The organism is Nocardiopsis sp. MT53 (assembly GCF_019598965.1).
GTDB lineage: Bacteria > Actinomycetota > Actinomycetes > Streptosporangiales > Streptosporangiaceae > Nocardiopsis > Nocardiopsis changdeensis.
This window is the reverse complement of sequence record NZ_CP080599.1, coordinates 5,229,903-5,252,984: the sequence shown is the minus strand read 5'-3', so window position 1 is coordinate 5,252,984 and position 23,082 is coordinate 5,229,903. Positions and strand designations below refer to the sequence as shown.

At 74.6% G+C, this 23,082-nt stretch carries 21 protein-coding genes; 6 read left to right on the top strand and 15 right to left on the bottom strand.

The window, feature by feature from the left end; translation table 11 throughout:
* Positions 1–33: 33 nt before the first annotated feature.
* Complete coding sequence (locus K1J57_RS23150) at positions 34–924, bottom strand: ABC transporter ATP-binding protein (protein WP_220560727.1); 891 nt, start codon at positions 922–924, stop codon at positions 34–36.
* A 338-nt stretch (positions 925–1,262) separates the two neighbouring features.
* Between K1J57_RS23150 and K1J57_RS23145 the strand changes: the two genes are divergently transcribed.
* On the top strand, positions 1,263–2,573 hold the full coding sequence (locus K1J57_RS23145) for a DUF4303 domain-containing protein (RefSeq protein WP_220560726.1): 1,311 nt from the start codon (positions 1,263–1,265) through the stop codon (positions 2,571–2,573).
* On the opposite strand, the gene K1J57_RS23140 is transcribed toward K1J57_RS23145, so the two are convergent.
* The 3 genes from K1J57_RS23140 to lhgO all read right to left on the bottom strand — a co-directional run bounded on the left by K1J57_RS23140 (position 2,570) and on the right by lhgO (position 6,974).
* Positions 2,570–2,971, bottom strand: a complete 402-nt coding sequence (locus K1J57_RS23140) for an ADP-ribosylation/crystallin J1 (RefSeq protein ID WP_370634688.1) — start codon at positions 2,969–2,971, stop codon at positions 2,570–2,572. The two genes, K1J57_RS23145 and K1J57_RS23140, sit on opposite strands and share 4 nt — an antisense overlap.
* A 447-nt stretch (positions 2,972–3,418) precedes the next feature.
* Positions 3,419–5,683, bottom strand: a complete 2,265-nt coding sequence (locus K1J57_RS23135; RefSeq protein WP_220560725.1) for a serine/threonine-protein kinase — start codon at positions 5,681–5,683, stop codon at positions 3,419–3,421.
* Between the two features lie 85 nt (positions 5,684–5,768).
* Positions 5,769–6,974 carry an L-2-hydroxyglutarate oxidase gene (gene lhgO / locus K1J57_RS23130; protein WP_220560724.1) on the bottom strand — a complete coding sequence of 402 codons (1,206 nt, stop codon included), beginning with the start codon at positions 6,972–6,974 and terminating at the stop codon, positions 5,769–5,771.
* Positions 6,975–7,656: 682 nt separating this feature from the next.
* On the opposite strand from lhgO, the gene K1J57_RS23125 reads away from it, so the two are divergent.
* Positions 7,657–9,315: a catalase gene (locus K1J57_RS23125; protein ID WP_220560723.1), complete on the top strand. Its 1,659-nt coding sequence runs from the start codon at positions 7,657–7,659 to the stop codon at positions 9,313–9,315.
* A gap of 140 nt (positions 9,316–9,455) precedes the next feature.
* On the opposite strand, the gene paaI is transcribed toward K1J57_RS23125, so the two are convergent.
* The 10 genes from paaI to K1J57_RS23075 all read right to left on the bottom strand — a co-directional run bounded on the left by paaI (position 9,456) and on the right by K1J57_RS23075 (position 17,762).
* A complete protein-coding gene (gene paaI / locus K1J57_RS23120; RefSeq protein ID WP_220565721.1) occupies positions 9,456–9,833 on the bottom strand; it encodes a hydroxyphenylacetyl-CoA thioesterase PaaI in 378 nt (125 codons plus the stop codon).
* A gap of 38 nt (positions 9,834–9,871) precedes the next feature.
* Positions 9,872–10,972, bottom strand: a complete 1,101-nt coding sequence (paaE, locus tag K1J57_RS23115) for a 1,2-phenylacetyl-CoA epoxidase subunit PaaE (RefSeq protein WP_220560722.1) — start codon at positions 10,970–10,972, stop codon at positions 9,872–9,874.
* 2 nt (positions 10,973–10,974) lie between these two features.
* Positions 10,975–11,493, bottom strand: a complete 519-nt coding sequence (gene paaD / locus K1J57_RS23110; protein ID WP_255646520.1) for a 1,2-phenylacetyl-CoA epoxidase subunit PaaD — start codon at positions 11,491–11,493, stop codon at positions 10,975–10,977.
* Positions 11,490–12,368 carry a 1,2-phenylacetyl-CoA epoxidase subunit PaaC gene (gene paaC, locus K1J57_RS23105; RefSeq protein WP_220560720.1) on the bottom strand — a complete coding sequence of 293 codons (879 nt, stop codon included), beginning with the start codon at positions 12,366–12,368 and terminating at the stop codon, positions 11,490–11,492. Before paaC ends, paaD begins: the two co-directional genes overlap by 4 nt.
* Positions 12,369–12,408: 40 nt before the next feature.
* Positions 12,409–12,726: a 1,2-phenylacetyl-CoA epoxidase subunit PaaB gene (gene paaB / locus K1J57_RS23100; RefSeq protein ID WP_220560719.1), complete on the bottom strand. Its 318-nt coding sequence runs from the start codon at positions 12,724–12,726 to the stop codon at positions 12,409–12,411.
* On the bottom strand, positions 12,723–13,715 hold the full coding sequence (paaA, locus tag K1J57_RS23095) for a 1,2-phenylacetyl-CoA epoxidase subunit PaaA (protein ID WP_220560718.1): 993 nt from the start codon (positions 13,713–13,715) through the stop codon (positions 12,723–12,725). Before paaA ends, paaB begins: the two co-directional genes overlap by 4 nt.
* A gap of 364 nt (positions 13,716–14,079) precedes the next feature.
* Positions 14,080–14,868, bottom strand: coding sequence for an enoyl-CoA hydratase/isomerase family protein (locus K1J57_RS23090; protein ID WP_220560717.1), 789 nt, complete (start codon positions 14,866–14,868; stop codon positions 14,080–14,082).
* A 4-nt stretch (positions 14,869–14,872) separates the two neighbouring features.
* A complete protein-coding gene (locus K1J57_RS23085) occupies positions 14,873–15,691 on the bottom strand; it encodes a 3-hydroxyacyl-CoA dehydrogenase family protein (RefSeq protein WP_220565719.1) in 819 nt (272 codons plus the stop codon).
* Positions 15,692–15,759: 68 nt separating this feature from the next.
* Complete coding sequence (locus K1J57_RS23080) at positions 15,760–16,515, bottom strand: enoyl-CoA hydratase/isomerase family protein (protein WP_220560716.1); 756 nt, start codon at positions 16,513–16,515, stop codon at positions 15,760–15,762.
* A gap of 11 nt (positions 16,516–16,526) precedes the next feature.
* Positions 16,527–17,762, bottom strand: coding sequence for an acetyl-CoA C-acyltransferase (locus K1J57_RS23075; protein ID WP_220560715.1), 1,236 nt, complete (start codon positions 17,760–17,762; stop codon positions 16,527–16,529).
* 248 nt (positions 17,763–18,010) lie between these two features.
* Between K1J57_RS23075 and paaK the strand changes: the two genes are divergently transcribed.
* From paaK to K1J57_RS23055, 4 genes are all read left to right on the top strand, one after another.
* Positions 18,011–19,372, top strand: coding sequence for a phenylacetate--CoA ligase PaaK (gene paaK / locus K1J57_RS23070; protein ID WP_220560714.1), 1,362 nt, complete (start codon positions 18,011–18,013; stop codon positions 19,370–19,372).
* Positions 19,373–19,697: 325 nt separating this feature from the next.
* Positions 19,698–20,171 carry an Rrf2 family transcriptional regulator gene (locus K1J57_RS23065; RefSeq protein ID WP_220560713.1) on the top strand — a complete coding sequence of 158 codons (474 nt, stop codon included), beginning with the start codon at positions 19,698–19,700 and terminating at the stop codon, positions 20,169–20,171.
* Positions 20,172–20,267: 96 nt separating this feature from the next.
* Entirely contained in the window at positions 20,268–21,518 is a 1,251-nt protein-coding gene (locus K1J57_RS23060; RefSeq protein WP_255646519.1) for an MFS transporter, read from the top strand.
* A gap of 25 nt (positions 21,519–21,543) precedes the next feature.
* Positions 21,544–21,942: a RidA family protein gene (locus K1J57_RS23055; RefSeq protein WP_220560711.1), complete on the top strand. Its 399-nt coding sequence runs from the start codon at positions 21,544–21,546 to the stop codon at positions 21,940–21,942.
* Between the two features lie 467 nt (positions 21,943–22,409).
* Here K1J57_RS23055 and K1J57_RS23050 read toward each other — a convergent pair whose 3' ends face one another.
* Positions 22,410–23,054: a TetR/AcrR family transcriptional regulator gene (locus K1J57_RS23050; protein ID WP_255646518.1), complete on the bottom strand. Its 645-nt coding sequence runs from the start codon at positions 23,052–23,054 to the stop codon at positions 22,410–22,412.
* Positions 23,055–23,082: the final 28 nt, after the last annotated feature.

Genomic DNA, 23,082 nt, shown 5'->3' with positions numbered 1-23,082 from the left:
TTCGGGAGGGGTCGTCGGGCGCCGCGCCGACCGCTACTCGGCGCCCATGGCGCGGAAGACGTCGTCCAGCCGGGTCGGCCCGGCCTGGAGGTCGCGCAGCTCCACCGCGTGGTCCCGCGCCCAGTCCAGGAGGACGTGCAGGTCCTTCTGCAGGGCGGGGGTCTCGACGAGGAGCGCCCCGCCCTCCCCGGGGACGGCGGGCAGGGGCGGCACCGGCGCGGAGGGCGGCAGGGAGAAGCGGACGGTCGCGGGCAGCGTCCGGGTGAGCTCGGAGACGGTCCCCTCGCGGCGCAGCGTGCCCTGGTGCATGAGCCCGATGCGGTCGGCGCGCTGCTGGGCCTCCTCCAGGTAGTGCGTGGTGAGCACGACGGTGGCGCCGTCCTCGCGCAGCCGGTCCACGGCGTCCCACAGGGCGTCTCTGGAGCGGATGTCCAGGCCGGTGGTGGGCTCGTCGAGGAAGACCAGCTCGGGCCCCCCGTAGACGGCGGTGGCGAAGTCGAGCCTGCGCTTCTCGCCGCCGGAGAGCTGGGACACCCTGGTGCCGGCCCGGTGGGAGAGGTCGACCAGGTCGAGCAGCCGCTCCACGCGGTCCGTGCGCCGGGAGAGCGTCCCGAACAGCCGGACCGACTCCCGGACCGTGAGGTCCGGGGAGAAGCCGCTCTCCTGGAGCATGATGCCCGTCCGGGGGCGGACGCCGCCGCGGTCGCGCGGGTCCCGGCCGAAGACGCGGACGGTGCCGGAGGTGGCGGCGCGGTGGCCCTCGACGGCCTCCAGGGTCGAGGTCTTGCCCGCCCCGTTGGTGCCGAGCAGGGCGTAGAGCTCCCCGCGCCGCACCTGGAAGGACAGGTCCTTGACGGCGTGGAAGTCGCCGTACTTCATGTTCAGGCTCTGGACGTCGATGACTGCCGTGGTGGAAGTGGACATGGCCCCCATTACAGTCGGCGGCGCGCCCGCCCGGCAGTCCCGCCGTGTCACCACCCGGCCGTGACGTTCTCACAGGTGGACGCATGACGTGGTGTCACTTCACACGCCCGCGGCGCCCGCTGTACCCGTGCCGCCGTGCGCGGCCGCGTCCGCCGTCCTCGCCGTGGCCCCGTGCCCCGGGGCGGGGCCTGCGGCCCCTCCCCGGCACGGGTCTTCTCCCGCTCCAGCGCGGGTGCGGGCGGATCCCCGGCCCCGGGCCGCGCGGACATCCGCCGCGGTCCCCGTCCCCGGCCCCCGCTAACCTGTCCCCCGCGACCGAACCGTGGAAAGGGGCGCCGGTGACCGATCCGAACGCCGTCAACGCGTACGTCCTCCTGCGCGAGCGTCCGCCCGCCGCCGTGCTGGCGGCCCTGCACCGCGTCCTGGGCCTGGGCGTGTCCGAGGTGGCCCGGCGCGCCCGGTCGAGTGAACCTCTGCTGCGGGTCGGGCTGTTCGGCGACGACCACGCCGAGGCGGCCCGCCGCCTGCGCACCGTGCTCGACCTGGTCGCGCCCCACCGCCACGAGGTGCACGAGTGCGTCGGCGACGCCTCCCCGGGACCGGAGAGCCGGACCGACGCCGCGACCCTGCTCGCCGCCCTGGCCACAGCCTCGGAGCCGCCGGCCCCGGTGCGCCCGGCACCCGATCCGGAGCTGACCCGCGTGATCGCCGGGGCGACCCGCGCCGCCGTCGCCGACCTGCGGGCGCGCCACCCCGAGCACTTCCACGCCTTCGCGCTCCTGACGACGGGCGAGGCGCTCCCGCCGTACTTGGCGGCGGGTTCGGCCGAGGGCGCGGCGCGCACCGGGGCCCACCCCTGGAGCCTGCCCGACGGCCCGTACGCCGTATGGGGCTACGAGGAGCACTTCGGGGAGGTGGTGCGGGCGTTCGGGGCCCGCGGCGACCTGTTCGACATCCCCGGCGAGCGGGACCGCCTCGCCGAGTACGCGACCCGGCTCGCGTCCATGGAGGAGGCGCTGCGCCGGTTGGACTCCGAGGGGTTCTTCGGTACGGGCGCCGACCGCCTCGGCGTCCTGCTGCTGGCCGGGACCATGCCCCCGGACGAGGAGGACGCCGGCGCCGTCCGGCGGCTCAACCCGGCGGGGCCGCTGCGGGACTCGTGGCTGCGCGAGGAGTCCGACGACCCCGGCCTCCCGGTGGACGAGGGGGCCCGCGCCGAGCTCGCCGGCCACCGGGGCGGGCTCGCCCCGGCGCCCAACCCCTCGGTGGCCGACCTGTGGCGCGCCACGCCCGGCCTGTACCTGGCGGACGGGACGGCGGTCTACGGCCCGCACACCCTGGCCGAGCGCAACGCCGCCTTCGAGGTCGCCCGCTACGCGCCCGGGTGGGTGCTCGTCGGTGACGACGGCGGCGGCCGCGGGCTCCTCATGCGGGAGACCGGCCCGGACTTCGACCCGGCCTCGGGGCGGGAGTCGGCGGAGGTGGTGCTGCTGGACCTGGGCGCGCTGTGCCCCGGGGTCGCGGACGAGGGGGAGTTCCTCACCGACGACCTCGTGGGGTGGCTGTCCCACCGGGAGCCCGCGGCCCGGGACGGCCGCGCGGGCGGCGCCCCGGGCCGCGGCGAGGGGCCGGTTCAGGGGCCGGCCTAGGAGGCGGTGCCGTCCCCGTCGTGGCGCAGGCCCTCGGGGTGCTCGGGCAAGAACGACAGCACCAGGCGGATCGGACCCACCAGGTGGGCGTTGAACTCCTCCAGCTCCTCGGCCGGCACCCACAGCTCCAGGATCGTACGCCCGCCCGCCTGCCGCACCGGGTAGCGGGCGGCGAAGTCCGCGTCCACGTCGAAGCGGGTCACGTACCCCGCCCCGGACCGGGGCAGGTTCCACTCGCGGGCGATGCGGGCGGCGTAGTCCTCGTTGAGGACGGGGTAGAAGATCGGCTGGTCCGGCAGGCGCGGCGGCCACTCCCGCCACCCCGACGCGCGCACCAGGTCCAGCTCCTCCGGCCCCGTCGGACGCCACAACGTCATGACCCCGGCCACACCGATCATCCCCCTCGTCGTCGGCACGGGGCGTTCGCACCCCGCGCGACCGGCAGCTTAGGGATTCCGTGGCCGGGTCCGCACCCGGTTTTTACCGGGCGGGGTGAAAATCCCCGGGACCACGGGGAACACCCAAGCTGTACGAAGCGTTCTCACAGGTGAAGCGCCCCGAACCCCGGACCTCGAAGCCCCGCAGACCCCGATCCCGCAACCCGCCGCCGAGGTCCCGAAGGCGCCGCACCACACATCACAGACCATGCGCGAACGTGCGCGTCGTGTCGGCAATGGGGGTTTCCGACACGAATTCATCGCCACGTTCGCCTTCCCAGCGGCCGGACCGCACTCAGTGCTTCTGGCCGCGCCCGCCGGGCCCGTGTTGGGGGACACGGGCCCGGCCTGTGTCCGGGGTCCGCCGCCACCGCGCGGCGGGCCCCGGCCTCTTCCCGTCCGGGCCGGTCAGGGCCGCTCGTGGTAGTCGATCAGGGTCCGCGGCCCGAACTCCACCGTGGTGAAGGGCCCGTCCTCGGCGACCGCGGAGGCCGAGTGGCAGGGGGACAGGTACCAGGTACGCCCCTCGATCGTCCCGCCCAGGTCGCGGCGGAAGATCGCACAGGCCATCTCCCCGTCGACGAGCCAGGTGCCGCCGCCGCTCCCGCTGTAGCCGGCCAGGTACTCGAACCGGTCGGGGAAGGCCTCCTCCGGCGTGGTGCCGGGGTCGGCCATCGCCTCCGCGACCTCCATCGCGTAGCCGCAGTCCACCTCCCAGCCGCTGGCCTGGACGTCCCACTCCCGGTCGAACGCGGTCACGGTCCCGCACACCGGCGCGTGGACCGCGGCCCAGCCGGCCCCGTCCCCGGCGGACGCGGTCCGCGGGTCCTCCACCTCGACCGCCTCCCCGGTGGAGGTGAAGTCGACCCGCACCTCCCAGGAGCCGGTGGTGTACTCGGCCCGCACCGGGGCGCCGTCGGCGCCGACCTCCACCCGGGCGGTCGCCTCCTCCTCGGTGAGGACGCCCCCGGCCAGGACCCCGAGCACGGTCGGCCCCGTGTACACGGTCCCCCCTCCGTCCCGGGTGGCCTCCCCCGAGTCGGCCAGGGCGCGCAGCGGCGCGGCCGCCAGGCCGGTGAGGGAATCGGCGGTCACGCTCGCGTCGACCGGCACGGGGGCGGCCGAATCGTGCCAGATATGACCGGAGAACTCCTCCTCCCAGGGGGCGTACACGTACAGCCCGCCGCGGTGGGCGGCCACGGCGGTGGTCCCCTCTCCCATGGCGGCGCCCCGGACGAGGAAGGTCCGCTCCTCCGCCGAGTAGAGGTACTCCTCCACGACCGTCTCGCCCCCGCCGACCGCCGTGCGCTCGACGCGGGCGGTGAAGCCCTCCCCCGTCTCCAGGACCTGCGCGGCGGCGAGCACCGCCTCGGCGGGGTCGTCGGCGACCCGCTCGTAGACCAGGTAGCCGCCGCCGGCCAGGCTCCCGGCGAGGAGGACCCCCGCACCGGCCAGCGCCGCCTTGGACCCGGCCACGGCGGCCAGTACACCGCCGCCCTTGACCGTGGCCGCGCCCGTGACGGTGCCCGTGGCGGCCGTGCCCGTTCCGGCGGCGCCCGCCGCCGTGCCGCCCGCAGCGGTGCCGCCGGTGGCGGCCGCGCCTCCGCCCGCCGTCGCGGTCCCGCCGCCGGAGAGCAGGGCGGTGCCGGCCAGCCCGGCCGCCGAGGCGAGGCCGACCGCGCCCGCCCACAGCCGCGGGTCGTGCCCGGCGGCGTCGACGCCCCGCCAGTGGGCGTCCAGCAGCGCCCGCAGGGTCCGGGCGGCGGGCACCCGGCCGCTCGCGTCGGTCAGGCCGAACTCACCGGGTTCGGGCAGCAGCGCGCGCATGACCTGCACGGCGCGCGGACGCGCCGCCGGGTCCACCGACAGCGCCGCCTCCACCAGGGGCCGGAGGGTGGCGGGGACCCCGTCGATGTCGTACTCCCCGGCCTCGACCCGGGCCCGCAGCTCCTGCGGGGTCCCGCCGCCGAACGGGTCGCGGCCGGTGGCGGCCAGCGCCACCAGGCCGCCCCAGGCGAACACGTCGGCGGCCGGGGCCGCGGCGGCCCCGGCATAGCGCTCGGGCGCCACCCAGCCGGGGGTGCCGTAGGAGGCGGCGCGGTCGGTGGACCGGTCGGCGCCGATCTCGGTGGCGATGCCGAAGTCGACGATCCTGGGGCCGGTCGGAGACAGCACCACGTTCCCGGGCTTGATGTCGCGGTGGGCGATCCCGGCGGCGTGCAGGCCGGCCAGGCCCTCGGCGGTGCCGACCGCGAACGCCCGCAGCATCTCCCCCTCCAGCGGGCCGAACGCACGCACGTGGGCGCGCAGGTCGCGTCCGGGGATGTACTCGAAGGCCAGCCAGGGCACCCGGGCGGCGACGTCTGCGGCGTACAGCGCGGCGGTGCCGATGCCGCGGGCCCGGCCCAGCATCTCCACCTCGCGCGCGAACGCCTCCCGGTAGCGGCGCCTGCGGGCGTGGCGGGCGTGCACGGTCTTGACGGCGACGCACCGCCCGTCGGGGCCCACTCCCCCGTAGACGGCGCCCATGCCGCCCGCGCCGATACGGCCGGCCAGGCGGTAGGGCCCCAGGGCGCGGGGGTCGTCGGCGGCCAGGGGCGCAAGGCCCGGAGGCGGCCCCAGGGGGGCGGTGGGGGCGGGGGCGGGCGGCTCGGGGGTGGTGGGGGTGCTCATCGGGCCCTCCCTGATCGGTGTCGCCTCCGGGGGATTCCCGGTTCCGCACCGTGTGACGCCCGTCCCGGCCCGGGTGTTCTCCGCCTCAGCCCCCGGGGCCGCCTTCGAGGGTGTCGGCGATGTGCTCGGCGATGGCCATGCAGGACGTGGCCGCGGGAGAGGGCGCGTTGCGCACGGCGGTGACCGGCCCGACCCGGTGGATGCGGAAGTCGTCCACCAGTGAGCCGTCGCGGTCCAGGGCCTGGGCGCGCACACCCGAGCCTCCGCGCACGACGTCGGCCGGCCCGATGTCGGGGACGTACCGCCGGGCGGCCCGCATGTAGGCGCGTTTGGAGAACGATCCGTACACCTCCGCGGCCCCGGTGCGCCAGTGGCGCAGCCCCATGGCCCAGAACCCCGGCCAGGCGAGGGTGTCCCGCAGGTCGGCGAGGCGGATGTCGGAGTGGCGGTAGCCCTCGCGGGCCAGCGCCAGGACCGCGTTCGGGCCGACCTCGACCTCCCCGGAGACCCGGCGGGTGAAGTGCACCCCCAGGAAGGGGTAGCGGGGGTCCGGCACGGGGTACACCAGGCCGCGCACCAGGTGCGCCTTGGCCGGGCGCACCAGCATGTACTCCCCGCGGAACGGCACGATGCGGGGCCCGTCCCCGTCCCCGGCGGCCCGGGCCACCCGGTCGCCGTGCAGGCCCGCGCACACGACCAGCCCGTCCAGGCGCAGGTCCTCGCCCCCGGCGGTGACGCGCACCCCGTCCCCGGCGGGGACGGCGGCGGTGACCGGGGCCCGGAACCGGACCTCGCCCCCGGCCGCGGCGATGTCCTCGGCGAAGGCGCGGGCGATGCGGGTGTAGTCGGTGATGGCGGTGCGCGGGGAGTGCAGGGCGGCCAGGCCGGCGGCGTGCGGCTCGATCTCGCGGATCCCCTCGGGCCCGAGGCGGCGCAGCCCCGGGACGGCGTTGCGGCCGGCCCGGGCGTGCAGGGCGTCCAGCCGGTCCACCTCCCGCGGCGTGAGCGCGACCACGAGCTTGCCGCACTCCTCGTACGGCAGTCCCCGCTCCGCGCAGTACTCCCGGAGCAGGTCCCGGCCGCGCGTGCACAGCCGGGCCTTGAGGCCGCCGGGCTCGTAGTAGATGCCCGCGTGCACCACTCCGGAGTTGTGCCCGGTCTGGTGCACGGCCACCCGGTCCTCCTTCTCGAAGACCACGACACGGGTCCCCGGACGGCGCAGGACCAGTTCACGGGCCGTGGCGAGCCCGACGATCCCGGCGCCGACGACGCCGATGCTCCGGTCGGCCATGGTGGACGCGCCCTCCCGTCGACAGCCGTGCGCGCCCGGCGCGGGCGCGCCCCCGACATTACCGCGCGTGGTCGCGGAGGCGACATCCGCGAATGTGACCTGGACATCTTTCAGGAATCGTGCTAGCCGGGAACATCCGGCCGCCATGGCACGTTCTCTCAGGTGAACGCGGACGGAACCCGCCCCACGGGTCCGGAGCGTGACAACGAGACCATGTGCGAACGTGAGCGCTCGTGCCGGCAATGGGGGTTTCCGGCACGTACCCGACCGCCGCGTTCGCCTTCCCAGCGGCCGGACCGCATCCCGTGCATCCCGGCCGCACCCGCTGGGCCCATGTTGGGGGACATGGGCCCGGCCTGTGCCCGGGAGCGCGCCGTCCCCACCCGACGGCGCCCCCGGGCACCCCCATGTCCGGACCCCTTCTCCGAACGCGCCGCCCCGTGCCGGCGCCCCCGAGCGCCGTGCCCGCGCCGATGCCCCGCCCGCCCGGGCCCTCACCGGCTTCTGCTCCGGCGCTCCCCCGCGCCGACACCTCCGGGCCACCCGGCGGCCGAAGGGCCGGGGCCGGGGGCGGGACCGGTAAAAATCTGCCACTTTCCCGTGGCTCGAGGGTGTCCGTCGGCCGCCACGGGGCAGTGTGGGCGGGGGAACGGATCACGACGAGCGTCGGGGGACCACTCGCATGACGGACGTATCCAGCCGGGGACCGCAGCCGGGAGACGACCGGGAGGTGCTCACCAACCGCCAGGGGCACCCCGTCTACGACAACCAGAACCAGAGGACGGTCGGCGAGCGGGGGCCCGCTACCCTGGAGAACTACCAGTTCCTGGAGAAGATCAGCCACTTCGACCGGGAACGCATCCCCGAGCGGGTGGTGCACGCCCGGGGCGCCACGGCCTTCGGCTACTTCGAGTCCTACGGGGCCTGGGGCGACGAGCCGATCGAGCGGTACACGCGCGCCAAGCTCTTCCAGGGCAAGGGCAAGCGCACCGACATCGCCCTGCGCTTCTCCACGGTCATCGGCGGACGGGACTCCTCCGAGTGCGCCCGCGACCCGCGCGGGTTCGCGGTCAAGTTCTACACCGAGGACGGCAACTGGGACCTGGTGGGCAACAACCTCGCGGTGTTCTTCATCCGCGACGCCATCAAGTTCCCCGACGTCATCCACGCGCTCAAGCCGGACCCGGTGACGTTCCGGCAGGAGCCCAACCGCATCTTCGACTTCATGTCCCAGACCCCCGAGTGCATGCACATGCTGGTCAACCTGTTCAGCCCGCGCGGCATCCCGGCGGACTACCGGCACCAGCAGGGCTTCGGCGTCAACACCTACAAGTGGGTCAACGCCGCGGGTGAGACCGTCCTGGTCAAGTACACCTGGATGCCCAAGCAGGGCGTGCGCAGCATGACCGAGGCCGACGCCGCGAACATCCAGGCGACCGAGACCGGGCACGCGACCAAGGACCTGCACGAGGCCATCGACCGGGGCGACCACCCGGAGTGGGAGCTGCTCGTGCAGATGATGAGCGACGATGAGCACCCCGAGCTCGACTTCGACCCCCTGGACGACACCAAGACCTGGCCGGAGCAGGACTTCCCGCCCAAGCCGGTGGGGCGGATCGTGCTCGACCGCAACGTGTCGAACAACTTCGCCGAGAACGAGCAGATCTCCTTCGGCACCGGTGTGCTGGTGGACGGCCTGGACTTCTCCGACGACAAGATGCTGGTCGGCCGCACCTTCTCCTACAGCGACACCCAGCGCTACCGGGTGGGCCCCAACTACCTGCAGCTGCCGGTGAACCGGGCCAAGAACGCGAACGTGCGCACCAACCAGCGCGACGGCCTGATGACCTACGAGCAGGACACGGGCGGGGAGAACCCGCACGTCAACTACGAGCCGTCCATCACCGGCGGCCTGCGCGAGGGGAAGTACCCCACGCACGACGAGCAGGGCCCGGAGATCCGGGGCCGGGTCACCCGCAAGCGCATCGCGCGCACCAACGACTACCGGCAGGCCGGGCAGCGCTACCTGCTGATGGAGCAGTGGGAGCGCGACGACCTCGTGCACAACTTCTCGACGCTGCTCTCCCAGTGCGACCGGGCCGTCCAGGAGCGCATGGTGTGGCACTTCCTGCTGGTGGAGGACGACCTGGGGCTGCGCGTGGGCAAGAGGCTGGGCATCAGCCCCGAGGACGTGTCCCACCTGGCGCCGCTGGAGAGCCAGAGCCTCACGGAGGAGGACCTCCGGCGCCTGTCGAAACTCGGCTCCAACGGCCCCCGCGACGTCTCCGGCCTGACCATGACCCACTGCGTCCCCAACGAGCGCCACGTCGTCGAACGCTGAGACGGCCCTACCGGACGGAGCCGTGCGCGCGGGCCGCGCCCGGCTCCGTCCCGTGGCGTCCGGGTACGGCAGGCCCTGATCCTTCCGGGTCCACCCGTCGGGGCCGCCCGGGAAGTCCCCGGGCGGCCCCGACGGGTGTGTCAGCCCCTGGCGGGCAGGGTGCGGCTGCGGCCGCGGAACTCGGCGACGACCTCCTCGCCGCGGCGCACGGTGACGTCGTAGACGCCGCTGCGCCCGAACACCGTCCGCTCCTCGGCCGTGGCCACCAGCAGGTCGCCCTCGTGGGCCGGGGCCACGAACGTGACGTCGGCGCCCGAGGCCACGGTGACCCCGCGCCCGTCCACGTTGCAGGCGCACGCGAACGCCGTGTCGGCCAGCGTGAACACGAACCCGCCGTGGGCGATCCCGTGCCCGTTGACCATGAGCGGCCCCACGGTCATCTCCACCACCGCGATCCCCAGGTCGGCGCGCACCAGGCGCATCCCCAGGTTCTTGGAGGCCCGGTCGGCCTCGAACATCTCCCAGGCGGCCCCGTTGCGCACCGCGCCCTCCCCGCTCACGAGTCGAAGTCCACGGTCACGGCGTCGGTCTCGGGCAGCGCCTGGCAGGACAGCGCGTACCCGGCCGCCACCTCGGCCTCGTCCAGGGCGTAGTTGCGCAGCATGCGCACCTCGCCGTCGCAGACCTTGACCCGGCAGGTGCCGCACACGCCGCCCTTGCAGGCGAAGGGCAGGTCGGGCCGGTACCGCTGGGCGGCGTCCAGCACCGGCACCCCGCGCGGCAGGGTCAGCGTGGTGGTGCGCCCGTCGAGGATGACGGTGACCTCGCTGGCCGGCCCCTCCACCTCCGGGTCCTCGTGGCGGGCCTGGGGCGGCGGCTCGGCGCCCTCGACGAAGAACAGCTCCTGGTGGACCCGCTCGGCGGACACCCCCCGCTCGGCCAGCACCCGGCGGGCGTCGGTGACCATCCCGAAGGGGCCGCACAGCCACCAGTGGTCGGCGGCGTCGGCCGCGACGATGGTGTCCAGCAGCGCCTCCAGCTTGGCGCCGTCCAGGCGGCCGGTGAACAGCTCGGCCTCGCGCGGCTCGCGGGACAGCACGTGCACCAGCTCGAAGCGGTGCCCGAACGCGTCCTTGAGGTCGGCCAGCTCGTCGGCGAACATCACCGTGTCGCTGCGCCGGTTGCCGTACAGCAGGGTGACGTGGGAGCCGGTGCGGCGCAGCAGCGACGCGGCCATCGACAGCATCGGGGTGATGCCCGACCCGGCGGCGATCATCACGTGCCTGGCGGCGGTGGACAGGTCCGGGCAGAACCGGCCGGTGGGCACGCCCACCTCGACCTCGTCGCCGGGGCGCACCTCCTCCACCAGCCAGGTGGAGAACAGCCCGCCCGCGACCAGGCGCACTCCCACCCGGGGCGCGTCGCCCGCGGGCGCGCAGATGGAGTAGCTGCGCCGCTCCTCCACCCCGTCGACCTCCCGGCGCAGCGTCAGCGACTGCCCCGGGGCGAACGCGAACTCCTCGGCCAGGTGGTCGGGCACGTCGAAGCTCACGGCGACGGCGTCGTCGCACAGCTTCTCGACGGCGGCCACGCGCAGCCGGTGGAACACCGACCCGCGGCGCGGGGCCGCGGGGGCGTCGGTGACGGGTGTGGTCACGGTCAGATCTCCTTGACGTGCTCGAACGGTTCGAGGCAGGACCGGCAGCGGTGCAGCGACTTGCAGGAGGTCGCCCCGAACCGGGACAGCTCCTCGGTGTCGGCCGACCGGCACAGCGGGCAGCGCGGGGCGGTCCGGGTGGGCAGCAGGGTCAGCGGGACGGGCCCGGCGGCCCGTCGGGGGGCGGCCCCCGGCGGGGAGATGCCGTGCTCGGCGAGCTTGCGCCGCCCCTCGTCGGTGATCCAGTCGGTGGTCCAGGCCGGGGACAGCTCGGTGCGCACCTCGACGGCCCCGAACCCGGCGGCGCGCACCGCCCGGTCCACGTCCACCCGCATCTCGGCCAGGGCCGGGCAGCCGGAGTAGGTGGGGGTGATCCACACCTGTACGGTGCCCTCCCCGTCGATCTCGACCCGGCGCAGGATGCCCAGGTCGGCGAGGGTGAGCATGGGCAGTTCGGGGTCGGTGACGGCGGCGGCCGCGGCGCGGGCGCGCTCGACGTCCCGGACCGGTGCGGCGGTCACCACGTCGCCTCCGGGTGCTCGCGGGCCACCTTCTGGAGCTCGTCCAGCAGGGGGGCGAGCTCGGCGGTGTGGCGGCCCTCGCGCCCGGCCACCGCGGCCTCGGGGAAGGGGCCGGGGGCGGGCAGGGTGGCCTCGGTGAGGACCGAGGTCAGGACGGCGTGGACCTCGTCGCGGACGGTGACGGGGTCCACGGCCGCGTTCAGGCCCGCCAGGCGGGTCTCGACGGGGTGGGCGGCGAACAGCTCGCCGGTGAGCGGCCACACGTCGGCGACGGCCTCGGCCAGGCGCTCGTGCGAGTAGTCGGTGCCGTCGCCCAGGCGCAGTGCCCAGGACACCGCGTACTCGCGGTGGTAGGCCAGCTCGTTGACCCCCTTGGCCGCGATGGCGGCGACCACCGGGTCGGCGCTGTCGGCCAGCCGGGTGAACAGGGCCAGCCGGTGGCTGGAGAGCACGAGCAGGGTGACGACGGCGCGGGCGAAGTCGCCGCGGGGCGCCTCGGCCAGGTGCACGTTGCGGAACTCGTGCGGGGCGCGGCGGTAGGCGAAGGCGTCCTCGTCGCGGCCGGTGCCGTCGGCCTGGCCGGCGCGGGCCAGCAGCAGGCGCGCCTGGCCGAGCAGGTCCAGGGCGATGTTGGCCAGCGCCACCTCCTCCTCCAGCTCGGGCGCGTCGGTCACCCAGTGGATCAGCCGCTGGGCCTGGACCAGCGCGTCGTCGCCGAGCATCTGGCAGTACAGGGCCAGGTCGGCGCCGTCCACCCCCGCGGGGAGGGTGGTGTCGACGCCCGCGAGGGCGTCGGTGAAGCCGGTGCCGAAGGCCCAGCGGGCGTCGCCCTGGTGCTCTTCGACCAGGCCGGTGAAAATGTTGTCGCCACTCATGTGTTCTGTTCCTCGAAGCCTCGTCGTCCCGGGTCGCCGCCTAGATGTGCGGGACGTCCTCGGGGATGGGGTAGAAGGTCGGGTGGCGGTAGACCTTGTCTCCGCTGGGCGCGAAGAAGGGGTCCTTCTCGTCGGGGCTGGACGCGGTGATGTCCTCGGCGCGGACCACCCAGATGCTGACGCCCTCGTTGCGGCGGGTGTACAGGTTGCGGGCGTTGTGCAGCGCCATGGTGTCGTCGGGGGCGTGCAGCGATCCGACGTGGACGTGGTTGAGGCCGCGCTTGCCGCGGACGAAGACCTCGTACAGCGGCCATTCCGGGCGGGCGGCGCCGGAGGTCGCGGTGGTGTCGTTGCTCATGCCGTGGCCTCCTGGAGGTTCTCGGTGTTGCGTGCCCTGGCCGCCTGCTTGGCGGCGTAGGCGGTGGCGGCCTCGCGGACCCAGCCGCCCTTCTCGTGGGCGGCCCGGCGGCGGGCGATGCGCTCGGCGTTCTTGGGGCCGGCGCCGGAGACGACCTGCTTGAACTCGACCCAGTCGGGCTCGCCGAAGTCGTAGTGGCCGCGGTCGGCGTTCCAGGCCAGCTCGGGGTCGGGCAGGGTGACGCCCAGCTTCTCCGCCTGGGGGACGGTCATGTCGACGAACTTCTGGCGCAGGTCGTCGTTGGTGTCGCGCTTGATCCGCCAGGCCATGGACTGCGCGGTGTTGGGCGAGTCGGCGTCGGGCGGGCCGAACATCATCAGGGACGGCCACCACCAGCGGTCGACGGCGTCCTGGACCATCCGGCGCTGGCCCTCGGTGCCCTCCATCATGCGCATGAGCAGCTCGTAGCCCTGCCGCTGGTGGAAGGACTCCTCCTTGCAGATGCGCACCATGGCCCGGGCGTAGGGGCCGAAGGAGCTGCGGCACAGGGGCACCTGGTTGCAGATCGCGGCGCCGTCCACCAGCCAGCCGATGACGCCGACGTCGGCGAAGGTCGTCGAGGGGTAGTTGAAGATCGAGGAGTACTTCTGGCGGCCCTCGATGAGGCGCGTGGTGAGGTCGGCGCGGTCGACGCCGAGGGTCTCGGCGGCGGCGTACAGGTACAGGCCGTGGCCCGCCTCGTCCTGGACCTTGGCCAGGAGGATGGCCTTGCGGCGCAGGCTGGGCGCGGAGGCGATCCAGTCGCCCTCCGGCTGCATGCCGATGATCTCCGAGTGGGCGTGCTGGGAGACCTGGCGCACGAGGGTCCTGCGGTAGGCCTCGGGCATCCAGTCGCGCGGCTCGATGCGCTGGTCCGCGGCGATCTTCGCGTCGAAGTCCGCCTGGAGCGCGTCGTCGGCGCCGGGGGGCGCCTCCTGCGTCACGGTCATTGATCCATCCCCATTCATAACCGAACGTTCGGTCAGTAATTAGTATCCACGCATCCGGCCGCGCGGGTCAAGTCCGGACGCGGGCGGGTCCTGCCCCGGACGGGCCGGTCGGCGGGACACCGAGCGGGCCCCGGTGGCCTGCGCCACCGGGGCCGACGCGACCGCGAGGACCGGCATGGTCACCGGGACCCCAGGCCGCCGGGGCCACGCGGCCAGAGGAACCAGTAGGGCCGCAGGGGCCACCAGGACCCACGCGGCCACAGAGACCAGCGGGGCCGCCGGAGCCCACGCGGTCACAGGAACCGGTGGGACCACAGGGACCCACGGGGCCGACCGGCGGTGCGGGCCGCCGGCCGGCCGCGGGTCAGCGGCCGGTGAAGGTCGGCGTGCGCTTGTTCACGAAGGCGTCGACGGCCCCGGCGTGGTCGGCGGTCTCCCCGAGCTGCTGCTGGAGGTCGGCCTCCTCCTCCAGCAGCTCGGCCAGCGGGCGCCCGCCCTCGGCCGCGGAGCGCACCTCGCGCTTGGCGGCGACGAACGCCGCGGTCGGGCCGGCCGCCAGGGTCGCGGCCAGCTCGCGGGCGCGCTTCTCCCAGGCGTCGTCGTCGACGACCTCGGTGACCAGGCCCAGCTCCAGCGCCCGGTCCGCGCCGAACAGGGTGCCCAGCAGCATGAGCTCCATGGCCCGCGCCTGCCCCAGCGAGGCCACCAGCCGGGAGGCGAGGCCCGAGTCGGAGGCCAGGCCGATGCCGGTGAACGCGGTGCCGAACTTGGCCCGGCGGGCCGCCACCCGCACGTCCCCGGCCAGGGCGAAGCCCATCCCGGCGCCCACGCAGGCGCCGCCGATGCCCACCACCACCGGCACCTGGATCGACTCCAGGGCCAGCACGATCGGGTTGTAGTGCTCGCGGACGGTGTTCAGGGCCCCGCCGGCACCCTCCTGGAGGGTGCGCGCGTGCTCGGCCAGGTCCTGGCCCACGCAGAACGCCTTGTCCGACCCCAGCAGCAGCACCGCGCGGGCGGTGGTGGAGGCGGCGGCCCCGCTCAGCGCGGCCAGCAGCTCCTCCTTCACCTCCCGGGTCAGCGCGGGCCGGTTCAGCCGCACCACGGCCAGCCCGTCGGATTCGGAGAACTCCGCCGCCCTCTGTTCGCTCAACGCCCTACTCTCCCTTGTTCCAGGTGTGGAAGCCCTGTCCGGTCTTCTTGCCGAGCTTCCCCTCCGCGACCATACGCCGCAGCAGCTCCGGCGGGGAGAAGCGGTCGCCCAACTCGGCGGCGAGGTACTCGGCGATGGCCAGGCGCACGTCCAGGCCGACCAGGTCGGTGAGCCTGAGCGGGCCCATCGGGTGGCGGTAGCCCAGCTCCATGGCGGTGTCGATGTCGGCCGGGGAGGCGACCTCCTCCTCGACCATGCGGATGGCCTCCAGGCCGAGCATGACGCCCAGGCGGCTGGTGGCGAACCCGGGGGCGTCGCGGACGACGATCTCGGTCTTGCCCAGGGCGGCCACCCAGCCGCGCACCGCGGCGGTGACCGCCGGGTCGGTGTCGGGGGCGGTGACGATCTCCACCAGCTTGGAGGCGGGCACCGGGTTGAAGAAGTGGGTGCCCAGGAACCGGCGCGGGTGCTTCAGGGCGGCGGCCAGCTCGGTGACCGACAGGGAGCTGGTGTTGGAGGCCAGCACGGCCTCCTCCCCCACGGCGGCCTCGGCGGCGGTGAGGACGGCGATCTTCAGCTCGGGCCTCTCGGGCACGGCCTCGACCACCAGGCCGGTCCCTGCGGGGATGTCGGCGGCGTCGGTGGCGGTGGACAGCCGGGCCAGGTACGCGTCGGGCTCCCCGTCCAGCTTGCCGCGCGCGGCGGAGGCGGCCAGGCCGGAGGCGACCCGGTCGCGGCCCGCCCCGGCGGCCTCGGCGGTGGCCTCGACCAGGGTCACCGAGGCGCCCGCGGTGAGGAACTGCTGGACGATCCCGGCTCCCATGGTGCCGCCGCCGATGACGGCGACCAGGGCGGGGACGGCGGTGTCCGGGGTTGCGGTGCTGCCGGAGGTCAACGCTTCTTCCTCTCCAGGAACCGGGTCATCCGGTCGTGCTTGTCGGCGGTCTCGAACAGCACCGCCTGGGTCAGGTCGTCGGCCAGCGGGTGGGGCCCGTCGGCGTCCAGCACCATCTTGGTCATGCGCAGTGCCAGGGCCGAGGAGGCGGCCATGCGGTCGATGAGGGCGTGGGCGCGCTCGCGCAGCTCCTCGGCGGGCACGATCTCGGCGACCAGGCCGTGCCGCAGCGCCGCCTCGGCGTCCAGGCGGAACCCGCCCAGCAGCACCTGCTTGGCCACCGACGCGCCCACCAGCTCCCTGAGCCGCCAGCAGGCGCCCGCCCCGGCGATGATGCCCAGGCCCGGCTCGGGCTGGGCGAACACGGCGGTGGGGGTGGCGATGCGGATGTCGCAGGCGTAGGACAGCTCCGCGCCGCCGCCCAGCGCCCAGCCGTCCACGGCCGCCACGGTGGGGGCCGGCAGGCGGTGCAGGCGCTCGAACAGGCGGCTGTTGATCCCGGCCAGTGCCTGCTCGCGGCCGCGTTCGCGCAGCTCGGAGATGTCGGCGCCGCCCGCGAACACGGTGCCGTGCCCGGTGAGCAGCAGCGGGCGCGGGTCGGCCTCGACGCGGGCGCACACCTCGTGCAGCTCGGCGATCATCGCCGCGTTGATGGCGTTGCGCGCCTGGGGCCGGTGCAGCTCCACCACGGCCCGGTCCTCGCGCCACTCCACCCGCAGGGTCTCGAAGTCGGTCTTGTCCGCTTCGGTCATGACGTGCCCCCTCAGACCCGCTCGACCAGGAGCGCGGCGCCCTGGCCCACGCCCACGCACAGGGTGGCCAGGCCCCGGTCGGTGCCCTCGCGCTCCATGCGGTTGAGGAGGGTGACCAGGATGCGGGCGCCGGAGCTGCCCAGCGGGTGGCCCAGGGCGATGGCGCCGCCGTCGGCGTTGACGCGTTCGGCGTCCAGCTTGAGCTGCCGGATGACACCGAGGGACTGGGCGGCGAAGGCCTCGTTGAGCTCGACCGAGCCGACCTGGTCCAGGGTCCAGCCCGCGCGGGCCAGCGCCTTCTGTGTGGCGGGCACCGGGCCCAGGCCCATGATCTGCGGGGGGACCCCGGCCGAGGCGGAGGCCACCACGCGGGCGCGCGGGGTGAGGCCGTGGCGCTCGACGGCGGCGGCGGAGGCCAGCACGAGGGCGGAGGCGCCGTCGGACAGGGAGGAGGAGTTGCCCGCGGTGACGATGCCGCCCTTGCGGAACACCGGGCGCAGCTTGGCGAGGGTGGCCTCGTCGGTGTCGGGGCGGGGGCCCTCGTCGGCGGTGACCTCGTGGGTGGCGCCCTTGCGGCCGGTGACCGTGACGGGGACGATCTCCCGGTCGAACCGGCCCGCCGCGGCGGCGGCGACCGCCTTGCGGTGGCTGCCCAGGGCGAAGGCGTCGGACTCCTCGCGGGTGATGCCCTCCAGGACGGCGACCTCCTCGGCGGTCTCGCCCATGGACAGGGTGTAGCGCAGGTCGCCGGGGGCCGCGTCGGCGGGGGCGTCGGCGTCGTGGGCGGCGAAGCGCGGGTTGGTGAAGCGCCACCCCAGGGAGGTGTCGGCGACCTCGCCGGGCTTGGCCCAGGGGGTGCCGGGCTTGGCCATCACCCAGGGGGCGCGGGTCATGGACTCCACGCCTCCGGCGACGACCACGTCGGCCTCGCCCGCGCGGATGGCCTGGGCGGCGGAGGAGACGGCGGTCAGGCCGCTGGCGCACAGGCGGTTGACGGTGTAGCCGGGGACGCTCGGGTCCAGCCCGGCCAGCAGGGCGGCCATGCGGGCGACGTTGCGGTTGTCCTCGCCGGCCTGGTTGGCGGCGCCCAGGATCACCTCGTCGATCGCGTCCCCGGGGACGCCGGCGCGGCGGACCGCCTCGGCGATGGCCGTGGCGGCCAGATCGTCGGGGCGGACCGCGGCGAGGGCGCCGCCGTACCGACCCTGCGGGGTGCGGACCCCGTCGACCACATAGACGTCGCTCACGAACGGCCTCCCATGAAGGTTGACGGTGGCCTGCGCCACCGTCGACAGTGAACTGATCGACAGGTCTCCTTGACACAGGTCTCGGAGACTGACTTAATGCATTAGTAACCGAACGTTCGGTCAGTAAGCAAGTCGGCCCGCCCCGTAGCGGGCCGGCACCCACCTCGAACGCGCGGCGCACTCGTCGCACCACCCTCCCGGGCTCCGGCCCGGCGGCCCACCGCGCACTCGCACACGGAGAGTCTCATATGGCGAGCCACGACACCATCCGGCGGTCGACCGGTGTCACCGGTACCACCCCGCGTCTCGGAGAAGCCCCCTCCCCCGAGATCCTGGACCCGGCCGAGCGCATGAGTGTCGACGAGCTGCGGGCGCTCCAGCTCGAACGGCTCAAGTGGACCCTGGAGCACGCCTACACCAACGTGCCGCTGTACCGGAAGAAGTTCGACGAGGCGGGCGTGACCCCCGCGGACCTGCGGGAGCTGTCCGACCTACGGCACTTCCCGCACACCACCAAGGCCGACCTGCGGGACAACTACCCGTTCGGCATGTTCGCCGTCCCGCAGGAGAAGGTGGCCCGCGTCCACGCCTCCAGCGGCACCACCGGCAAGCCGACCGTGGTGGGCTACACCCGCGAGGACATCGACACCTGGGCGACCGTGGTGGCCCGCTCCATCCGCGCCGCGGGCGGGCGCCCGGGGCACAAGGTGCACGTCTCGTACGGGTACGGGCTGTTCACGGGCGGCCTGGGCGCGCACTACGGCGCCGAGAAGCTCGGCTGCACGGTGATCCCGGCCTCGGGCGGGCAGACCGCCAAGCAGGTGCAGCTGATCCAGGACTTCCGGCCCGAGATCATCATGGTCACCCCGAGCTACATGCTGACGCTCATGGACGAGTTCGAGCGCCAGGGCATCGACCCGCGCAGCACGTCCCTGAGGATCGGCATCTTCGGCGCCGAGCCGTGGACCGAGAAGATGCGCTCGGAGATCGAGGAGCGGTTCGACATCCACGCCGTGGACATCTACGGGCTGTCGGAGGTCATGGGGCCGGGCGTGGCCAACGAGTGCGTGGAAACCAAGGACGGGCTGCACATCTGGGAGGACCACTTCTACCCGGAGGTGCTCGACCCCGTCACGCAGGACGTGCTGCCCGACGGCGAGAACGGCGAGCTGGTGTTCACCTCGCTCACCAAGCAGGCCATGCCGGTCATCCGGTACCGCACCCGCGACCTGACCACGCTGCGCCCGGGCACCGCCCGGCCGATGCGGCGGATGGACAAGGTGACGGGGCGCAGCGACGACATGATCATCCTGCGCGGGGTGAACGTGTTCCCGACCCAGATCGAGGAGATCGTGCTGGGCCTGGACGGGCTGGCGCCGCACTTCCAGCTGGTGCTCACCAAGGAGGGCCGCCTGGACCGCATGGCGGTGCGGATCGAGGCGGCGCCGGACTGCGCGGCCGACCGGCGCGCGGCGCTGGCCCGGGAGATCACCGCGACCGTGAAGGACCGGGTCGGGGTGAGCGTGACGGTGGACGTGGTGGACCCGGAGCAGATCGAGCGGTCGGTGGGCAAGTTCCGCCGGATCATCGACAACCGGCCCAAGGAGTAGTCCCGGGGGTCTGGGGGCTCTGAGGGGTCTGCGAGGCTCGAGGGGCCTGAGGGGCCTGAGGGGCCTGGGGGCCCGGGCCGCTCGGGGCCCGAGCGGCCCGGGCCCCGGGTGTCCGAGGGACCCTGCGGGCCCGTGGCCGCCCCGTCCCCACCCGCGCGGCGAGAGTGGCCGCGGCGGGTGGGGGCGGGGCCGTCCGCCTGTACGGGGCGGCGGACGGCGGGTGCCGGCGCGGGGCGGCGGGCGCCCGCCGGGCACGAGGAGCGGGTGCCGCCTCCGGGGCCCGGGTGTTGCCACGACCTATTCAGGACATATAACATCCGGGATCATGAAGATGAGTGAGGGAGTCGAGTGGGCGCTGCACACCTGCGTCAACCTCTCCTGGACCGACCCGGGTGAGGCGGTCCCCGCCGCACGGCTGGCGGAGGTCTTCGCCCTGCCCACGGCCTACCTGGCCAAGCACCTCCAGGCGCTGGCCCGGGCGGGCGTCCTCATCTCCACGACGGGGCCGCGCGGCGGCTTCCGGCTCGCCCGCGATCCGGGCGACATCACGCTGCTGGACGTCGTCACCGCGATCGAGGGCCCCGAGGACGCGTTCCGCTGCCGCCAGATCCTCAAGGACGGGCCGGGCGGCCGACCGGACGTCGACTACCGGCGGACCTGCACGGTCTCCCAGGCCATGCGCAGGGCGGAGCTCGCCTGGCGCGCGGAACTGGCCGGGCAGACCATCGCCGACATCCGCCGCACCGTCGAACAGCGGGACCCGGCGGCGGCTCCGGCCACCCGCGAGGCGCTCCGCTAGCCCCGAGCGGCCCCCACCACCCCCTCACGACGGAGGACTCACCGTGCACCAATTATCGATATCAAATATCCGGGAACTCTTTGACCGGAGGCCGCGATGAGCCGGCGGGCCGCCGCACCGGAGGCCGGGGCCGCCGCGTCCGCCACCCGGACGGCTCTGGGCGGGGCCCGGGGGTGGTCCGCCGTGGCGGCCGTGGCCCTGGGCATCTTCGCGCTGATGACGACCGAGCTGCTGCCCGTCGGGCTGCTCACCCCGATGGCCGCGGACCTGGGAGTGGAGGAGGCCCGGGCGGGACTGGCGGTCACCGTGCCGGGCGTCGTCGCGGCGGCGGCCGCGCCGCTCACCGCGACCATCGCGGGCCGGATCGACCGGCGGCTCGTCCTGGCCGGGCTGCTGGCCCTACTGGCCGCGGGGAACCTGGTCACCGCTGTGGGGCAGGACCTGGCCGCCGTACTGGCCGCGCGGGTCGCGATCGGCGCGGCGATCGGCGGGTTCTGGGCCGTCGCCGGAGGGCTGGCGCCGCGGCTGGTCCCGGCCCGCCGGGTGGGCGCGGCCACGGCGGTGGTCTTCAGCGGGGTCTCGGCCGCCTCGGTGGTCGGGGTGCCGCTGGGGACGCTGCTGGCCGAGGCGTACGGGTGGCGGCCGCTGTTCGGGGCGGCCGGGCTGCTGGGGCTCGTGGCCCTGGCGGGGGTGCTCGCCCTCGTGCCCCCGCTGCCCGTCGAGCGGTCGCTGCGGCCGGCCGACCTGGGCGGCCTGCTCCGGGGTGGCGGGGTGCGGATCGGGGTGGTGCTGACGCTGCTTCTGGTGGCCGGGCACTTCACGGCCTACACGTTCGTCCGCCCGCTGCTGCACGGACAGGCGGGGATGGACGCCGCGGCGGTCGGCTGGACGCTGCTGCTGTTCGGGACGGCGGGGCTGGCCGGGAACCTCCTGGCGGGGGTGCTGGTCGGCCGGAGCGTCCGCGGGGTGCTGGGAGGCGTCGCCGGGGCGCTCGCGCTGACCGTGCTCCTGCTCTCGGCGGTCGGCGGACCGTGGACGGGGGCGCTCGCGGTCGGCCTGTGGGGACTGGCCTACGGGGGCGTGTCGGTCGGCCTCCAGACCTGGATGCTGCGGGCCGCGCCGGAGCGGGCCGAGGGCGCGACCTCGCTGTTCGTGGCGGCCTTCAACGCCGCGATCGCCCTGGGGGCGCTGGGCGGCGGGCTGGCGCTGGACGCGGCGGGGCCGAACGGGGCGCTCCTGCTGGCGGGAGCGCTGCTGGTGGCGGCACTGGTCCTGGTGGCCTTCCCGCTCCCCCGCGCGGCGCCGCCGTGCGACCGACCCGCCGACGAGAACGACGACGAACTGTAAGAGACGAACGAGAGAGAAGAGAACCATGGGCCACACCGTCCTCAACCCCGCCGCCCTGCACGACCCGACCGGTTTCGGCTACAGCCACCTGGCGCGTACGGAGGAGTTCGTGTTCGTCGCGGGGCAGTACGCCTCCGACGCGGAGGGAGGGGTCGCCTCCGACGGTTTCGCCGAGCAGGTGGAGCGGTCCTTCGCGAACCTGGAGACCGCCCTGGAGGCCGCCGGGGTCGCGCCGCGCGACGTGGTGCGGCTCGGCACCTACGTGGTGGGGCTCGACCTCGACCGCCTGGGCGTGCTCACCGCGCGCATCGCGCGGACCTGGGGCGACCGCCCGCCCACGCAGACGCTGCTCGGCGTGGCCGGGCTGGCGCTGCCGGGGATGCTCTTCGAGGTGGACGCGGTCGCCGTGCGCCCCCGGAGTTGAGACCGCGCCCGGTCCGCGGGGCGGGGCGGCGGCCGCGCCGCCCCGCCGGGCGCCCGGGACGGCGTGCGCCGGGTGGGTGTCGTTGGCCGGTGGGGCTGCGCTTCCCACCCGGGCGCACGGTGGTGGAAGCCTGTCAGGCTCCGGCCGGGAACGCACATCCGGGGTGGGTGAATACGGGGCGCACCCCGGTGACCGGCGGTTTTCCGCCCCTCCCCGCAGGGCGGTGAGGCGGCACCGCTGCGAGCGGTACCGACTCGCCGGTCGAAGGTCGGGATGATCGCCTGTGCCAGGTGAGCGCCGGCACCCGGATCCCTTCGGAGACCGCCACACTGCGGCCGGCAGGTCGGGGCGACACATCGGCGCTCCCCTTCCTTCTCCTTCGGTGTCCGTTCCGGGGGCACCCCGCGAACGTCCTTGGGGTCGACGGCCTCGCCTGCTCGGGCAGCGGCCCCTTGTGGCGGTGGGACTCAGCCGCTGGCCGCCGGCTCTGCTCCGGTCACGGCGTACCGGGCGGCGGTGGTGCGGACGGCCTCCTCGACCACCTGAGCGGCGCGTTCGGCGCTCACCTCCCAGCCCGGCACCAGGAGTGTCGGCCAGAAGACGTAGTTGGAGATCATGCCCAGGAACTGGGTCGCTGCGAGGTCCACGTCATCGACCCGCACCGTTCCCGCCTCGTGCTCGGCCAGCAGGTAGCCGCGCACGGACTCGAAGTAGGGCATCTTCCCGTGCGAGAACTGCGCATTGGCGAGTTCGGGGAATCGCGGCAGCTCGGCGATGACGATTCGGAACAGGTCGGTCATCCGGGCGCGGCCCAACAGCTCGGCGTAGCGGTGGCCGATGACGCCGAGCCCGGCGACGATGTCGCCTGCCGGCGGGGGGTCCTCCTCCTCGGCGATCGACCAGGACTCGGTGACCATGGCGTCGAACAGGGCCGCCTTGCTCGGGAACTGCTTGAACAGGGTGGCCCGCGAAACGCCCGAGCGTTCCGCGATCCGCGCCAGCGACGTCCGGTCGTAGCCCAGTTCGAGGAACAGTGCGGTCGCGGCCGTCAGGATCAGCGCGCGCTTCTCCTGGGCGATGCGCTGATGGTACGTCGTCACGGCTCTGCTCATGGATCGATTATACGAGGCGAGTGGCTTG

What these genes read in the sequence shown, in the direction of transcription:
- K1J57_RS23150 (WP_220560727.1), bottom strand. Translation starts at nt 924, where the DNA reads ATGTCCACTTCCACCACGGCAGTCATCGACGTCCAGAGCCTGAACATG.
- K1J57_RS23140 (WP_370634688.1), bottom strand. Translation starts at nt 2,971, where the DNA reads ATGATCGGTGTGGCCGGGGTCATGACGTTGTGGCGTCCGACGGGGCCG.
- K1J57_RS23135 (WP_220560725.1), bottom strand. Translation starts at nt 5,683, where the DNA reads ATGAGCACCCCCACCACCCCCGAGCCGCCCGCCCCCGCCCCCACCGCC.
- lhgO (WP_220560724.1), bottom strand. Translation starts at nt 6,974, where the DNA reads ATGGCCGACCGGAGCATCGGCGTCGTCGGCGCCGGGATCGTCGGGCTC.
- K1J57_RS23125 (WP_220560723.1), top strand. Translation starts at nt 7,657, where the DNA reads ATGACGGACGTATCCAGCCGGGGACCGCAGCCGGGAGACGACCGGGAG.
- paaI (WP_220565721.1), bottom strand. Translation starts at nt 9,833, where the DNA reads ATGTTCGAGGCCGACCGGGCCTCCAAGAACCTGGGGATGCGCCTGGTG.
- paaC (WP_220560720.1), bottom strand. Translation starts at nt 12,368, where the DNA reads ATGAGTGGCGACAACATTTTCACCGGCCTGGTCGAAGAGCACCAGGGC.
- paaB (WP_220560719.1), bottom strand. Translation starts at nt 12,726, where the DNA reads ATGAGCAACGACACCACCGCGACCTCCGGCGCCGCCCGCCCGGAATGG.
- paaA (WP_220560718.1), bottom strand. Translation starts at nt 13,715, where the DNA reads ATGACCGTGACGCAGGAGGCGCCCCCCGGCGCCGACGACGCGCTCCAG.
- K1J57_RS23085 (WP_220565719.1), bottom strand. Translation starts at nt 15,691, where the DNA reads ATGGGAGCCGGGATCGTCCAGCAGTTCCTCACCGCGGGCGCCTCGGTG.
- K1J57_RS23080 (WP_220560716.1), bottom strand. Translation starts at nt 16,515, where the DNA reads ATGACCGAAGCGGACAAGACCGACTTCGAGACCCTGCGGGTGGAGTGG.
- paaK (WP_220560714.1), top strand. Translation starts at nt 18,011, where the DNA reads ATGGCGAGCCACGACACCATCCGGCGGTCGACCGGTGTCACCGGTACC.
- K1J57_RS23065 (WP_220560713.1), top strand. Translation starts at nt 19,698, where the DNA reads ATGAAGATGAGTGAGGGAGTCGAGTGGGCGCTGCACACCTGCGTCAAC.
- K1J57_RS23060 (WP_255646519.1), top strand. Translation starts at nt 20,268, where the DNA reads ATGAGCCGGCGGGCCGCCGCACCGGAGGCCGGGGCCGCCGCGTCCGCC.
- K1J57_RS23055 (WP_220560711.1), top strand. Translation starts at nt 21,544, where the DNA reads ATGGGCCACACCGTCCTCAACCCCGCCGCCCTGCACGACCCGACCGGT.
- K1J57_RS23050 (WP_255646518.1), bottom strand. Translation starts at nt 23,054, where the DNA reads ATGAGCAGAGCCGTGACGACGTACCATCAGCGCATCGCCCAGGAGAAG.